14 protein-coding genes and 1 pseudogene are annotated in these 15,190 nt (G+C 33.7%); 3 read left to right on the top strand and 12 right to left on the bottom strand.

Annotated elements, in window-relative coordinates; translation table 11 throughout:
- Positions 1–52: 52 nt before the first annotated feature.
- A complete protein-coding gene (locus JK636_RS03405; protein WP_202747447.1) occupies positions 53–718 on the top strand; it encodes an NAD(P)H-dependent oxidoreductase in 666 nt (221 codons plus the stop codon).
- A 187-nt stretch (positions 719–905) separates the two neighbouring features.
- Here the strand turns inward: JK636_RS03405 and JK636_RS23775 are convergent, their stop codons facing one another.
- Together JK636_RS23775 and JK636_RS03400 are read right to left on the bottom strand one after the other, a co-directional pair.
- Entirely contained in the window at positions 906–1,034 is a 129-nt protein-coding gene (locus JK636_RS23775; protein ID WP_274601588.1) for a hypothetical protein, read from the bottom strand.
- 96 nt (positions 1,035–1,130) lie between these two features.
- Positions 1,131–1,874, bottom strand: coding sequence for a DUF2087 domain-containing protein (locus JK636_RS03400; protein ID WP_243428113.1), 744 nt, complete (start codon positions 1,872–1,874; stop codon positions 1,131–1,133).
- Positions 1,875–2,063: 189 nt separating this feature from the next.
- Between JK636_RS03400 and JK636_RS03395 the strand changes: the two are divergent.
- A pseudogene (locus JK636_RS03395) lies at positions 2,064–2,734 on the top strand (FMN-dependent NADH-azoreductase).
- Between the two features lie 150 nt (positions 2,735–2,884).
- Here JK636_RS03395 and JK636_RS03390 read toward each other — a convergent pair.
- From JK636_RS03390 to JK636_RS03350, 10 genes are all read right to left on the bottom strand, one after another.
- The gene (locus JK636_RS03390) at positions 2,885–4,051 is read right to left on the bottom strand and encodes an amidohydrolase (RefSeq protein WP_202747446.1); all 1,167 of its coding nucleotides are present in this window, start codon (positions 4,049–4,051) and stop codon (positions 2,885–2,887) included.
- A 29-nt stretch (positions 4,052–4,080) separates the two neighbouring features.
- On the bottom strand, positions 4,081–4,290 hold the full coding sequence (locus JK636_RS23540) for a hypothetical protein (RefSeq protein ID WP_243428112.1): 210 nt from the start codon (positions 4,288–4,290) through the stop codon (positions 4,081–4,083).
- A 33-nt stretch (positions 4,291–4,323) separates the two neighbouring features.
- The gene (locus tag JK636_RS03385; protein ID WP_338025749.1) at positions 4,324–5,400 is read right to left on the bottom strand and encodes an MFS transporter; all 1,077 of its coding nucleotides are present in this window, start codon (positions 5,398–5,400) and stop codon (positions 4,324–4,326) included.
- Between the two features lie 248 nt (positions 5,401–5,648).
- Positions 5,649–6,968 (bottom strand): GHKL domain-containing protein, encoded by a 1,320-nt coding sequence (locus tag JK636_RS03380; protein ID WP_202747445.1) that lies wholly within the window; start codon positions 6,966–6,968, stop codon positions 5,649–5,651.
- Positions 6,953–7,696: a LytR/AlgR family response regulator transcription factor gene (locus tag JK636_RS03375; RefSeq protein ID WP_338025748.1), complete on the bottom strand. Its 744-nt coding sequence runs from the start codon at positions 7,694–7,696 to the stop codon at positions 6,953–6,955. Before JK636_RS03375 ends, JK636_RS03380 begins: the two co-directional genes overlap by 16 nt.
- A gap of 261 nt (positions 7,697–7,957) precedes the next feature.
- Entirely contained in the window at positions 7,958–8,953 is a 996-nt protein-coding gene (locus JK636_RS23770) for a BtrH N-terminal domain-containing protein (protein ID WP_202747443.1), read from the bottom strand.
- Between the two features lie 662 nt (positions 8,954–9,615).
- Positions 9,616–10,425, bottom strand: coding sequence for a hypothetical protein (locus JK636_RS03365; protein ID WP_202747442.1), 810 nt, complete (start codon positions 10,423–10,425; stop codon positions 9,616–9,618).
- A gap of 253 nt (positions 10,426–10,678) precedes the next feature.
- The gene (locus JK636_RS03360; protein WP_202747441.1) at positions 10,679–11,128 is read right to left on the bottom strand and encodes a diguanylate cyclase; all 450 of its coding nucleotides are present in this window, start codon (positions 11,126–11,128) and stop codon (positions 10,679–10,681) included.
- A 472-nt stretch (positions 11,129–11,600) separates the two neighbouring features.
- On the bottom strand, positions 11,601–11,795 hold the full coding sequence (locus JK636_RS03355; RefSeq protein WP_202747440.1) for a hypothetical protein: 195 nt from the start codon (positions 11,793–11,795) through the stop codon (positions 11,601–11,603).
- Positions 11,796–11,920: 125 nt separating this feature from the next.
- Complete coding sequence (locus JK636_RS03350) at positions 11,921–12,988, bottom strand: DMT family transporter (RefSeq protein ID WP_202747439.1); 1,068 nt, start codon at positions 12,986–12,988, stop codon at positions 11,921–11,923.
- 343 nt (positions 12,989–13,331) lie between these two features.
- Here JK636_RS03350 and JK636_RS03345 point away from each other — a divergent pair, with 343 nt between their 5' ends.
- Positions 13,332–15,161 carry a UbiD family decarboxylase gene (locus tag JK636_RS03345; RefSeq protein WP_202747438.1) on the top strand — a complete coding sequence of 610 codons (1,830 nt, stop codon included), beginning with the start codon at positions 13,332–13,334 and terminating at the stop codon, positions 15,159–15,161.
- Positions 15,162–15,190 lie beyond the last annotated feature (29 nt).

Raw genomic sequence — 15,190 nt, 5'->3', positions numbered from 1 at the left:
TATCTCATTATGATAGACTTATCCTATACTAAATTAAAAGGTGGTTTTAAGAATGAATAAAAAAAATCAAGAAATAATTGAGGCATTTCAATTTCGTCATGCCTGCAAAAAATTTGATTCTACAAAAGTTGTATCAGAGGAGGATTTTAATACAATATTAGAAGCTGGGCGTCTTTCTCCAAGTTCTTTTGGTTTTGAACCATGGAAATTTCTTGTGGTTCAAGATAAAAAGCTTAGAGAAAAGTTATTTCATGTATCATGGGGAGCACAAAATAGTTTCAATGGAGCTAGCCATTTTGTAATTATTCTTGCACGTAAAAAGATCGATACAGTTTATAATTCTGAATATATCACAAGAATTATGTCTGAGGTGCAAAATCTTCCTGCGGATGTATCAGATGGAAAGAGAGCTGCATATGAAAACTTTCAAAAAAATGACTTTAATTTACTCGAAAGTGATAGGACTCTTTTTGATTGGGCAAGCAAGCAAACTTACATTGCTCTAGGAAACATGCTGACTGCAGCAGCATTTTTGCAAATTGACTCTTGCCCAATTGAAGGCTTCAATATTGAAAAGGCAGAAGAGATTCTTAAAGAGGAAGGTATTCTAAATTCTGAACACTTTGGAGTTTCAGTTATGGCAAGCTTTGGATATCGCGCAAGTGAACCACATGAGAAAACAAGACAAAATTTAAATGATATCGTACAATGGATTTAGCAGTTTACATTCAAAGAAATAAATAAGATAAAAATGGCTTATGCCAGATAAATAGATATCCAAAACAAAAGTTAGATATATTTAAAAGTATGTATCTAGCTCTTGATTTAGATATCTATAATTACGTAAAACTAGACATTTGCATCTATGCCATTAGATGGTACATAGCAACAGGCATAATACTGATCTATTTGTATAACTTTAAGTTCTCGCCTTGACTTTCAATCCACATATCTAAAAGTTCTTTTAAATCTTCAACCTTTTCTTTATCAGTAGAGCCTTCAATAATTTTGAGTTTATCTACAACTTTGAACACAAAAGCACTTTCGCCATGAGTCTTCCAGTCCTCTTGCAGCTTCTTAATCTTAAACTTGCCTAAGTTTAATTGAAACTTGATTGATTCAAAGGGCTTCTATAAATTTGTACATATATCCACAAAAAAATATCCATTAGCAGTATTAAGTATTTGAATTATACCCATCTCTATTTCCTTCTGCTTATACATATTTTTAATTTCTTTTTTATTAATATTGCTCATCTTATTCTCCTTGCTATTTTTATAATATTGACTTCCATCATTATTTCTGCTTAAGTATCCATAGTCTACCAGGTATCGGCGTATTGTTTCATCATCTTCATAAATTGTTTTAATAATTTTTTTGACTTCGGCTTCCGTATAAGTCTTATCAGGCTCAAACAAATCAGCAAACCTTGGTAGTAGTGCTTTTCTTTTTTCTTCCCTGATAGGAAAAACATGAAGCCTTGGGTTTCTTATTTTTGGCATCTTTTCCTCTGCTAATTCCATAACCGCCAAAAAAGCCCTTGCCTGCCTTGCTCGTTCTCTTAATGCAAATCTCATATTTCTTACTGTTGATTCTGCACATGCAAGCTTTGCTGCTATTTCCTTATCATTATATTTATTTGATACCATATATAAAAACTCTTTTTGAATTTCGGTCAAGCCAGTATGCTTTTTATCCAGCGTTAGAAGCCTTTCAATAGGTGTTCCATGCTCAGCCATATGAATATTTACACTGTCATCATTTTCACCAATATATATTCCACATATCAAACAAATAAACTCAGCTTTTTGTCCATCCCATACATACCCTCTCTTAAAATCTTCTATAGATGCATTACGAATAAACTCATTCATATTTTTCTCCCGTCTATTGACTTCATAGACAGAGTGACATTTTTCTACTTCTATGTCAAATTCACTTTATTGTAAATACAATAAAAGAATCCTTATTGCAAAAGGATTCTCCTTGCTTATTGTTTATTAATTTTTAAAAAATGCAAACATTAATATGGAATACTAGTTTAAGATAAAGGAGTTATTACTTTGAAAAAACTATTGTACATTACCGTTAATTCAAAACCAGAAAACTTATCTGCAGCAAAACTGTTGGAAGAGCCCTTGTAAATAGATTTATGGAAAAGTATCCGGATTTTAAAGTAGAAGAACTCGACTTGTATAAAGAACATATACCTAGATTAGAATATCAATATTTTTGAAGCAGAAATTGCGTTGTAAATGAAGAAGCAGCAAATAGACTAGCAAAAAAGGACCAAGAGGAAGTTCATAAAATTGTAGAGTTGTGTAATCAATTTATAGAAGCAGATGTTTACGTAATAGCTGCACCTATGTGGAGTTTATCTTTCCCTGCACCATTAAAGGAATATATAGACTGTATAGTACAAGCTGATAAAACAATAACCTTTCCTAAGAAAGGCGAAAAACCTGAAGGGCTTCTTAATGATAAGCCAAGGACAGTAGTTTACATCCAATCCTCTGGGGAAAACATCCCATGGATGACGAGGCCAATGTTTAACAAAGGTCTGGATTACATTGAAGATATTATGAAGTTTATGGGAATAAGTAAATTTGAAAGACTGCTAGTAGATAGTACAGGCACTACTGAGCAAGAGAGGAAAGAGGCTATAGAAAGCGCTAAAGAAAAGATAGATACAATTATTGAGAAGGTAGATATAAGAGAAGCTGTGCTAACTTAGTTAGTCTATTTTGAATAATTGGGGACGGTTAACAATTTTACGTTATAATTTTTAGCCAAATAACTATTTGTTGATAACCGTCCCGGATACATTCATTAATAATAATTCATGTATAATTAAAGCATTCTTAGAATTCTTGATTTTTGGATTTTATTTATTTAAAAAATCAAGAGCAAATTGTACATGCAATGCAGTACCATATTTCATGTAATCTTCATCAATCTTGAATTTCTCATGATGCGGGAAGTATAAAGATTCCTTTTCTTCGTTTCTATATCCCATAAAGGCATAAACTCCTTTAGCATGCTGGAAATAGTATGGCATATCCTCTGAACCCATATATCTAGGTAAGGTTTTATTTTTACCCTCGCCAAGGACCTTTGTGATAGAATTGTCAGCTAATGCTGCTAGTTCATCATCGTTGTAAAGACTAAGTGCACTTTCTTCTATTCTTACATCTACCTTAAGTTCATAAGCATCTGCAATAGCCTTTGCATGTCTCTTTATTGCTTCGTGAGCTATTTCTCTAACCTGTGGATTAAAGTACCTCATAGAAATATCAATCTCTGTATATTTCGCAACAACATTTGCCTTTGTACCGCCATCAAACTTTCCTACTGAAATTACTATTGGATCCTGGGCATTTATATTTTTTGTAACTATCCCCTGAAGGTCTGTAACAAAAGTACATGCCGGATGAATTGTATCCTTAGCAAGGTGTGGAACTGAACCATGTCCTGATACTCCTTCAAACTTTACATAAATAGTATCACAGCCTGCCATTCTGTAACCTGGCTGAATATTCACGTATCCTGTTTCAAGTTCTGGCATTCCATGCATACCAAGGCAAGCATCAACTCCGTCCATTCCGCCTGCTTCTATTATTTTTTTTGCGCCTGTGAAGGTTTCTTCTCCTTCTTGGAAGAAAAATCTAACTTCACCTGCTATCTCATCCTTCATTTCAGATAAGATTTTTGCGGCACCAAGAAGCATAGATGCATGAGCATCGTGCCCGCAGGCATGCATTACTCCACTGTTTTTAGATGCGAATTCCACCCCTGACTGCTCTATTATAGGAAGTGCATCTATATCTCCTCTTAAGGCTACAGTTTTTCCTGGCTTATTTCCCCTTAATACACCTATCAAAGAAGCATTACCTGCCTTCTTATAGGATATTCCAAGCTTATCCAGCTCTTTCATAATCTTTTCCTGAGTCTTAAATTCCTGGCCGCTAAGTTCAGGATTTTCATGTAAATCTCTTCTAAAATTAATAATGTATTCTTCAATTTCTTTAGCTTTATCCAATATATTTGACATAAAAAACCTTCCTTTCTGAATTTTAATTATTATGCAGCCTTCTTCTTATTTTCTGCATTTTTATTTATTTTAGACACTAGTGCCAACACAGCCATTAATGATATAGTTCCTGCAATTACGCTGACTCCAAGTCCCCAGCCGGCAGCTAGATTCTGAGCTGATTTATTGCCTATAAGAATACCTGTTGATACAGCTCCGGAAATAGCAACTCCAAAGCTTCCTCCTAGAGAACTTGCCATTTTATAAATACCTGATGCAGAACCTGCTTTTTCCTAAGGAACATTTCCAACTGCAGTATTTGTAGATGGGGTAGCATAAAAACCAAAGCCGGTTCCCATAATTCCAAGACCAATTACAACAGCTGTAAAATATAAAATATTTGGCAGAAAAGTTAGTGTCATTGAGAAAATTCCCACTGCAGCCATTAGTGTTCCTATAGCCATAGGTATACGAGAACCTGTCTTTAGCATTACCTTTTCTCCAACACGAATTGTTGATACTATGGCAACAAGATAACTAATTGTTAATAATCCGCTTTGGAATGAGGTTAATCCTCGTGTTGTTTGAACATAAGGCATAAGAATAAATAAGCATCCTGCACACATATTAAGTAAGAAATTAGAAACTACCGCTGCATTGTAGCCTTTGCTTTTAAATAATGATAAATCAACTAATGGAGCATCTTTCTTGCGTTCTGCTGCTAAAAATACAGAAAATAGAACAATAAAACCTGCAATCAATGAAAGAATAGTAACACTTAACCATCCATACTGTCTGCCTCGGGTAACAACTAAATTTAAGGAAAGTAATGCTAAAGTTAAAGTAACAATTCCAAAATAATCAATACTTTGTTTCTTTTCACTTGTAATTTTGCTTTCTGGAGTACCCTTAACTAAATACATGCCAATCAATGCTGCCGGAACAGTAAGCCAGAATAACCAGCGCCAGCTTAAAGCTGATACTACAGCTCCGCCGAAAAAGTTAGCAACACTGCTGCTTCCCCAGGAAGCTAAAGACCAGAAGCTTAGAGCACGTGGTCGAGCCTCTCCTGGATAATAAGCATTAATAAGAGCTAAAGTAGCCGGCATAATTAATGCACCTGATAACCCTTGAATAGCACGTCCCACAATAAGAAGTGCCTGACCTTGTGTTATTGCACAAAGTATAGAACCAATAATACTTAATATAAATCCAACTTGCGTAATTTTAACTCTTCCTACTCTATCAGCAATACTTCCTGCAGCTACAATACTAACTCCGCAAATTAGCGCAGTAATACTTACTGCAGTACCAACAACAGAACTTGATATTCCCAAATCCTTAGTAAGTGGCAGTACACCTGCTGTTATAGAACTGGCAAATAACTAGTAAGTTGCAACGCCAATAATCATTCCCACTAACAAACGGTCATTACCTTTATAATTTGCCATATAATTTTCCCCCTAAAAACTAATGTTGAAATCTTTTCGCTTTCACAGGCTCAATATTATACCCATCATCAAAAAAATAAAATATTATTTCTTTGAACGACTTTACCTGCTCCCTGAATTCAAAATTTCGTTACGTTAGGGGATTATTTTTTGTTCCAAACGCAAACCTATAATACAGTGTCTTGATTTTCTATAACTTTGCTATTATTAGAAGAAAAATGTATATCTTGAACAAACATTCCTTCGCTTATAAAAGTATTTAAAACCATATTGTAATTTCTATCAGCTATAGATCTAAGATTATAAAGCCCCAGCCCCCTGCTTTCGCCCTTGCTGGAATACCCTTTTTCATAAATCTCATCCAGATTAATTTTTCTTTGCCTAAAAGTATTTGCCACAGTGATATTTAAATCATCATTAATTACCTCAACATAAATCTCCACTTTCTTATCATCATTTACCGAGGCCTCCTCTATGGCATTTTCCAGTATTATTCCCATAACTCTTGAAAAATCCACTTCAGATATATAAGATTCTTTTACCTTTCCTATAGTTATTAAACTTACTTCTATTTTTTCTTTAATACTTAACATAATGTAATAAGAAAGAATAGACTTTAATGGAATATAGCTTATATCCTTTAAATTCAAAAATGCATTATAGCTTTTATCTCCCACTATTTCATTGTTTAATTTATCTAACAAATTGCTCTCATTTAGGCCGCCTGCTCCAGCACCCAAAACTATGTTTTTATAGTCGTGCTTAAACTCTCTATATTTTTCAACTAATTCTTCTATAGTTCCAATGTAGAGGGTCAGCTCTTTAATTCTATTTTCTTTTTCCTTTATTTCTATCTCATCTTTCACTCTTTTAATATACAATTTATCATTTATAATATAAAAAATCAGAATAAAGAAATTTATGGAAACAAATGCTATTAACTTAATTCCGTAGTTCACCTTCAAATCATTTATTAATTTTATTAATATATTAATAGCCATAACAATATATATCCCATTAAAGTTTCTGTATCTTGAATCTTCATCTGAAAAGCTCATTGGAATATACTTTCTAAGCAGCCCGAAAGCAATCATGCCGCCCAAATAAATCAGTATAAAATATCCATTAACATTATAAAACAAAATGTTAAAGTTAAATATATCCTTTATGTTTATGCTGTAGCCTAAAATAAGCACAATGCCCGCACTCATGTAATAAGCCATAAGGGTTATAAGTTCAACAAAAAAGGAAAGTTCCAAATTACGTTTAAAGTTCTTCCCTATAGAAAAATAAGCTATGACATAATTGCAAAACCACACAAAAATAAAAGACAAAAAGTTGTCTTTTAAAAATGTCATAACAGGAGGTTTAACAATTATAACTAATATTACTGCAAAAATACTTTTAAAATTAATCTTTACTTTTTTATAAGCAAAAGCATATATAAGATAAGTTTGTACTAATGTAGTAGCTATAGTGTAATACATGCCTTTATCTCCTTTTCCCTTCTCTTTGACACAATCTCTTTTATCCCTCCAGTAAGGACAACATATAAATCTTCGTTAACATTTTCCATCTTTTTAATGTGCTCTTTGTTGACGATTATACTTCTATGAATTTGTATAAATTGGTTTGTAAGCTTTTCCTGAATTTCTTTCAAAGTAAGATTTACACTTATTTGTTCTTTAGTTGTATAAATAATAATCTTCTTTTTAGTCTTATCAGTTTCTATGCAGACAATATCTGAAGGCCTTATCATAAACACGTTCCCGCCAATTTTAAATACTAAGGATTTATTACGAACCTTATCCTGATAAATTTTAAGATATACCTTAAATGACTCCTTAAGATCATTTTCCATATTGTAACCTTTGTCTATAAAATCCAGTATTTTGAGCTTGTACTTAAATACACTGTGCATTTGATGAGTATAAGCAGTAACATATATCATTTCTCCTTTATATTCATCCATATTTCTTATCTCTCTCCCAAGCATTAATCCATTCTTATCCTGCTTCAAATCTATATCAAGAATATATAGGCAATCCTCATAGGAATGTAAAGATTTGATATAGTTTATTGTTTTCTCGAAATTATTAAACGCATTAATACTGTACTCAAAGCCTTTATCCTCAAAAAAGTCTTTTGCTATTCTTGAAATTTCTTTTATATTCTCTTGTTTATCCTCGCATATAATTATATTCAAATAAATCACCACTTTAAATTTTTATAACTTATATATAATTTTTACAGTAACATATTATAAAGCTAATATAAATAGTTTGCCATTTTTCAGTCATAATAATCAATATTATTTTATAAATTATACTTATCCATCCAAAAAATAAAAACAGGTCACATTTTTCAAACTTTTGATTTGACAAATGTGACTTGAAGTACTACACTAACCAAAAATCCATTTCCATCCATTAGTACGACTTTTCATAGTATATACAATGCAAATAAAATATCTATATTATTTCCTTAATTGCATTTTGCTTAATAAAGTTTTCATAGTTTCTTCCTCTAATGTCGCTATATCCATGAGTATATCAGATGCCCTTTGCAGGTCTTGTTTACTGCTGTTTTGCCCTGCACTGCAAATCATCTTTGATACCTCTGTCCACATATGGGCAATAGTACAAAAATTCTTATAGGAACTATTAAGCTCTAAGTCTTTATATAATTCATCACATTCCTTAAGAAAATTTCTGTACATATTCCTAAATAAGGCCCCTCCTGTACCTGCCTTTTCCATTAACACTCCTGTTTGCGTAATTAATTCCGGAGTAATCCCAGGTTTTTCAAACCAATTTACAATAACCTTTGCTGTTTTTCTTATGCCTTTAAAAGATATGTTCTGAATTGGAGGATTTAAATATTCATATGCATTGTTATAAATAGCAGATATAATAATCTCCCTTAAATTAGGCAGCTCATTTTTCCCTGTAATTATAAATGACCTATTAGGAGAAGACATTGGTCCCTTTGCACTTCTAGCATCTGATAAACTTGATAAACTTGTCTTGACACTTGATCCCTGCTGAGCAGTATCTATTAAATAAGCAAACTTATCATCATATCCATAAATTGTTACATAATGTCCAGCAAAATGTATCTTATGTGTAAAATATTCAAGATAGTAACTATCCAGTTTTAATCCTACCGGAATTCCAGCATCAATCTTAGATTTTACATTTTCCCACGCCTTTGATTTTGAAGTTGTCTGGCACACTTCAATATTTAAATTAAGATTTTTAACTATTTTTTCTGTTAAAACATCTTGCTTACATCTTCCCCCTAGGAATGGAAACCCCATTTGCTTACTATCCCAATAAATAAAACTAATTCCCTCACCAATTCCAAAAAGCATTGGTTCAGATAATACTATACCATTATATTTTAATAGATTGCCAACAGCAGTCGTTTCACAATTTTCACCTTCATAAGGTTTAAAATTATTAATTATCACTTCGAATATTCTCCTCTCTCTAAAACAGCACGACTATTTTACCGCTCAAGTTAATATAACTATATCATTTATAATATGACAACTGTATGTCATATTATAAATACAAATTAGTAAAATCTATTAGCAATTTATTATTCAATAGTTTAGTATTTCTTTATAATTTTAAAGATATCATGTATCAGAATTATAATTTTTGTTTGGTTAAGGCAAGAGGAGCATTCTCCCTATCAACATAAACAATTTCACAGATCCTATAAGTTAACGCAAATAACCTTAGTTCTGCGTAAAGATACGACCCCATAAAGATAAATTCCCTCAAACTTATTAGTCTGAGGGAACATAAGACACACTATTAAATTTACCTAAAAATCTGTAAAGACTTTGATATCGGCCTATTTCCTCTCTATCATAACGACTGTCTCCACGTGCACCGTTTAAGGAAACATCTACGTCTTTAATCGATAACAACTTTTATTATGTTTTGTCATATGCCTTCTGAATTTACAATGCTGCCTCTTAAATTGCAAGAATTGTCTTCTGAAATAGAAATTTATCCTTAATCTTCAGCAAAACTATAATTACAATTTGCAATATTATATACAAACTCAAAAAACTTCTCTTTTGCCTCTTGATTAAATGTTTGAAAAAACATTACGTTTCTCCTATAAAAAGAAGTCATCTAAGTCTTTATTATCTTTCATTATCTTTGAATCATCAACACCGCAGGCTTTGGCAAGTGCCATAGAATGTTCAGCCTGCACCGCAGTGGAATTTTTGCTTGAAAAGGTTTCTTCAATCTCATGATATATAAGCTGATATTCCTGCTCAACTTGAATTGTAAACTCCCTTAATAATATTTCATGAGATACATCCAATTGCTGCAATCTATCATAAAACTGCTGTATATTGGCCCTTTCCTTCGGTGTTACTATGTAGAGTATTTCTTCTTCAAATTTCCTAAAAGCATCAGATATAACAGGACCAAATCTTATACGTAATTCTCTCAAAACTAACATAATTAGTCTTACCCATGCCACATAGTTCAGATGCAGGATAAATACCATAACATTACCGTCCTCAACTACACCACGCACTGCGGCATCCGTAACATCAATAAGGCATAATGTGCTGTTTCCTACAATTAACATAATGCGTAAATCCGCGTGTTGTTTTGTTGGAATGCACTCAGACCAGTTCTTATTTTCAAAGAATCTTTGACGAATAACCCATATTGCTTTAATCATCAATTCTTCAATCAATACTGGTATTGCCATAACGGCACCAAATCTTAAATCATATCCTTCTTGAAATACTCGTGTCATTACTTCCGCAAGTGTTTGCCTGTCCTTTCCGACCTGCAGTTTGCCAAAATCGGATAACTGAAATAATTCCATAAATGGAATAGAAACACCCGTTCCACGTCCGGTACTGCCGGGACCTCTATTACCAGAGCTTCCTGCCATATCCGACATAATGTGTCCCAGCCAGTTACAAAATCCAGAGAACAATTTTGCCGGCAAATTACTACCTTTTAATGGTGATTCCTTATCTGAGGAATCAATTCGAATCAATTGACCATCACTCAAAAAACTTGAAGTGTTCATAAACTGGTCTAATATTGAAAAAAATAATCCAATTATATCCGGAGAATGGGATAAAGACTTATAATGGTGATTCTTTGCTGCTATATTGAACAAACCGCCAACTTCGCTAGTACTCTTTTGATCATATATTTTCATTACTTTCTTCTACCCTTTTCAAAATTCTATACCATACTTTATTTGCTTCTTTCATTGTTGTTTGAGGAAAAACTACTAAAAATTCGTCTCCTCCCATTCTAATTACAAAATCAGTTTTTCTAATACTCTCTTTCAAAATTAAAGCTGTATTTATTAACAGTTTGTCTCCCTCTTCATGTCCAAAAGCATCATTTATATATTTCAATTTATCTACATCAACAAAGCAAACAACTATATTTGTATTATTAATTTTTGAAAATTTCAACTCTCTTTCTAACAATTCTAATCCTGATTTTCTGTTTAGTACTCTTGTCATTGCATCAATACTTGCCAGGTAATTTAATTTTTTATTTTTTAGCCGTAATTCTCGCAGTATTTTATCTTTCTCCATCAAAATCTGAATAAGTTTTTCTTTGTTCATCTCATTGTAATTCACTTATTGTCCCCATCCTTTATAAATAATCAAGAAACTTTAAGATTATTATAAATATCAAATATGACATAGACTGTCAGTTTAAAATACAAAAGCACTTATTTTAAAAAATAATTAGAATAAAAAAATACCCCACATAACCAGCTCGTCCTAAGCTAACTCAGTGGGTGTTATCTCTCAAGTTATATATTCCATTGATTTCAGGCTACTGTCTTTTCCTACCTCTACGCTTTTTAAAGTCACTTTCAATGCGGTCTTTCCTGTCTTCTGATATGATTAGTCACTTCCAAGTGTTCTCTAAGATCTTTACCATTACCTATTATCAAACCGTCTTTTAAATTGTATAGGAAGCACCAGATAACTAGTTAAATAGTTATCTAGTTATCTTGATTTCTAGTTGTTTTTTAAATACATAACTTGTCTTGTCAAATTCCATTTTTGACTCATAAAACTTATGCGCCTCTACTCGTTGTAATCATGATGATAATGCAACAACTTTATCCTCTGCATAAAGTGCAAACATTTTATAGCCTTCTTTTTTCATATCTTCAATTAAACTCAAATATGTTTCCTCATTTAAATGCGTTCGTAACTGTTTCATTATAGGAAACGCTGACAACAACTCTTCTTTACTTAATAATTCTCTAATATATGTAGCTTCTTCGACCAAACATGTTCCTCCCTGTTCATAATAATATTAATTAATGATAAAATTTTCAAAAACACAATGCTAGTTGCAGCTGGAGAAGCCTGGGATGTGTTATTTTGAGACACTCCTATCTTCTTTGTAAAATATTAGTGAGGATGCCTGTGGTGTATATCCGGAGCATGTGGATGCTCATGCTGCAGTTCTTCATGTTCATGTACATGAGAATGGTAACCATTAGGAGGCACTTGTCCAGGTAAGTGTGTATGATTGTGATGGCTATCATTATGGCTGTGCCTATGCTCATGTATCAGATGTTCATGCCTATGACTATGGCCATGATCTTCTTTTAACAGAAAAAACGTGCCTAACAGCATTACAGGTAATGCGGCAATAAGCATAGGACTTGAGATATCTTGATTTAATATAAATGCCAAGATTGCTCCTATAAACGGCGATGTCCCAAAAAATGCGCTTGTTCTGGCACTTCCTAGATTCCTCATAGCAAGAACAAATAGCACTATACTCAAACCGTAACTGAAGAATCCAAGTATCATAGCTGATAAAACCACTTTTATGTCAGGAATCTGCTGCTTTAATATTAGTGCTAAAATTAATGAAAATGTACCGGCAGCAAAACCTTTAATAATTACAATGGTATATGGGTTTTTTGCAGAAATGTTTCTTGTAAAATTATTATCAATTCCCCAGCAAACACAGGCACCTACTACACCTAGTGCTCCTAAAGAAACCCCCCATTGATTACTAAAATCCCATGAAAGCAAAACACTTGCAATTGTGATGCATGAAATTGCAATCCAAACCCTTTTACCTAAACTTTCTTTGAAAAAAAGCAAGGCAATCAGAGTTGTTGATACTCCCTCAAAATTAAGCAGTAATGCTGCTGTAGACGCAGGTGTAATCTTTAGACTTGACATCAAGATAATCGGTGCAATGACTCCACCAAATACTACAGCACCAAAAAGCCATGGAAAATCCTTCTTTGAAAGTGGTGCTTCTCCTTTTCCTTCCTTGCTAGTGAAATTGATTATAATCTGATATACCATGAGTCCAATGCCACTTCCTAGGTAAAGAAAAGAAGCAAGAGGAACGGGTTCTATATGACCCAGAAGCATTTTTGCCAGCGGTGCACTTGCACCAAACAGAAGTGCAGCAAGCACTGCCTGCATTATAGGAAAGATCTTTACTTTATTCATAATTTCCCTTCACCATCCTATTTAAAATACTTGTCTATAGTGTCATCATTATTGCTAATTGCATCTTTCACACAATGATTTATATGATCCTTTTATTTAATTATACACCATACTTTCATTTTCTTTTAGTGCTTCGTATACTGCTGGGCTCCCATTGCATAACCCATAATTTCGCTGTATTATTAACTATATATAATGCAGCAAAGTTCTTCATTAATGATGTCCCAAAATATCCAATCTTCAAGGATTTTTGGGACATCGTTAATGTATTAGAACTTTTGCATTGTATATATTACTTAGTCAAGAATGGAAAATTTATATAAGACAATGAGGAGAGCAGGAAATGTATCATAATCTAGAAGAATGTATCCTTGACCTAGAAAAGTCCGGCCAATTAGTCAGGATATTTGAGGAAGTAGATCCGTACCTTGAGATGGCTGCTATACATCTGAGAGTTAACTCAGCAAACGGACCTGCGTTATTGTTTGAAAATGTAAAAGGCTCAAAATTTAGAGCAGTATCAAATTTATTTGGGAATTTGGAGAGAAGCAGGTTTATCTTCAGGAATACTTTGCAAGCAACAAAAAATGTTATTGACCTGCGAAAAGACCCAATGAGTATATTAAAAAATCCCTTTAAGCACTTCGGCACCGGCCTTGCTGCTTCAAGAGCGCTCCCTATTAAAAAAGCAGGCAGTAAATTGGCTGACTTTGAGGAAGTACAAATTTCTGATCTTCCTTTAATTCATCACTGGCCTGACGATGGAGGGGCATTTATCACTTTGCCTCAGGTTTATACAGAAGACCCTGAAAAGCCCGGTGTTATGCACAGCAATTTAGGAATGTACCGTGTTCAGTTAACTGGTAATGATTATGCGATTAACAAGGAAGTTGGTTTGCACTATCAAATTCACAGGAGTATTGGCGTTCATCAATATAAAGCTAATAAAGCTGGTCTTCCCTTGAAAGTTAGTATTTTTATAGGTGGTCCTCCCAGTCATACTCTAGCTGCTATTATGCCGCTGCCGGAAGGAATGAGTGAACTCACAGTTGCCGGAATGCTTTCGGGACGCAATTTCCGCTATACTTATGTTGATGGTTATTGTATTAGCCTTGATGCTGACTTTGTTATTACAGGTGAAATTTATCCGGGTGAAACTAAGCCTGAAGGTCCTTTTGGTGATCATATAGGTTATTACAGTCAACTTCATGATTTTCCCCTAATGAGAGTCCACAAAGTATTTGCTAAGAGAAACGGAATCTGGCCTTTTACAGTTGTTGGTCGCCCTCCTCAGGAAGATACTGCTTTTGGAGAGCTAATACATGAGCTTACAGGAAAAGCCATAAGTCAAGAAATTCCCGGAGTGAAAGAAGTGCATGCCGTAGATGCAGCTGGAGTACACCCATTGTTATTTGCAATAGGAAGTGAACGGTATACACCTTATCAGAAAGCCAAACTGCCGGCTGAAATACTTACCCTTGCAAACAGAATTTTAGGAACAGGCCAGCTGAGCCTTGCTAAGTATTTATTTATTACTGCTGAAGACGGAGCACCTCTTGATACCCATAAGGAGATAGAATTCTTAACTTACATACTTGAGCGAATGGACCTACATCGTGATATTCACTTTCAAACTAATACTACTATTGATACCCTTGATTATTCGGGAACAGGTTTAAATACTGGCAGCAAGGTAGTATTTGCCGCATATGGCGATAAAAAAAGAAGCTTGTGTCAAGAAGTACCTGAACAATTAAAAAACTTCAGCAATTTTAGGAATCCATGCTTAGTTATGCCTGGGATTGTTGCTATAGAAGGGCCTGAGTTTTTAGATTATCAAGGGGCTCAATTGCAGTTAGAGGAGCTATTCACTGTTATTAAGGAGAGAGGAACTATATCCTCCTGCCCAATGATTATTCTTTGCGATGACAGTTCATTTATAGGCAGCTCCCTTCAAAACTTTTTATGGGCTGCATTTACGAGAAGCAACCCTTCTCACGATATTTACGGTGTTAACAGTAATTATGAAAACAAGCACTGGGCTTGCGACAATATGATTATCGATGCCCGCACTAAACCGCATCATGCGCCGCAGCTAATTCCTGATAAAGCTGTTGAAAAAAACATTGAGCGTTTGTTTTCAAAAGGCGGTAGTCTATATAATATTTATTAATATAAAAACAGACCTTAGTAGCGATACGG

The sequence above is a fragment of the Clostridium rhizosphaerae genome, assembly GCF_016765585.1.
GTDB lineage: Bacteria > Bacillota > Clostridia > Clostridiales > Clostridiaceae > Clostridium_AT > Clostridium_AT rhizosphaerae.
Note: the sequence above shows the minus strand (reverse complement) of the source record. Positions and strands in the feature narration are given on the sequence as shown.

Coding starts and splice junctions, on each gene's coding strand:
- JK636_RS03405 (WP_202747447.1), top strand. CDS start 53: ATGAATAAAAAAAATCAAGAAATAATTGAGGCATTTCAATTTCGTCAT.
- JK636_RS03400 (WP_243428113.1), bottom strand. CDS start 1,874: ATGAATGAGTTTATTCGTAATGCATCTATAGAAGATTTTAAGAGAGGG.
- JK636_RS03390 (WP_202747446.1), bottom strand. CDS start 4,051: ATGTCAAATATATTGGATAAAGCTAAAGAAATTGAAGAATACATTATT.
- JK636_RS23540 (WP_243428112.1), bottom strand. CDS start 4,290: ATGGCAAGTTCTCTAGGAGGAAGCTTTGGAGTTGCTATTTCCGGAGCT.
- JK636_RS03380 (WP_202747445.1), bottom strand. CDS start 6,968: ATGTATTACACTATAGCTACTACATTAGTACAAACTTATCTTATATAT.
- JK636_RS03365 (WP_202747442.1), bottom strand. CDS start 10,425: ATGTCGGATATGGCAGGAAGCTCTGGTAATAGAGGTCCCGGCAGTACC.
- JK636_RS03350 (WP_202747439.1), bottom strand. CDS start 12,988: ATGAATAAAGTAAAGATCTTTCCTATAATGCAGGCAGTGCTTGCTGCA.
- JK636_RS03345 (WP_202747438.1), top strand. CDS start 13,332: ATGTATCATAATCTAGAAGAATGTATCCTTGACCTAGAAAAGTCCGGC.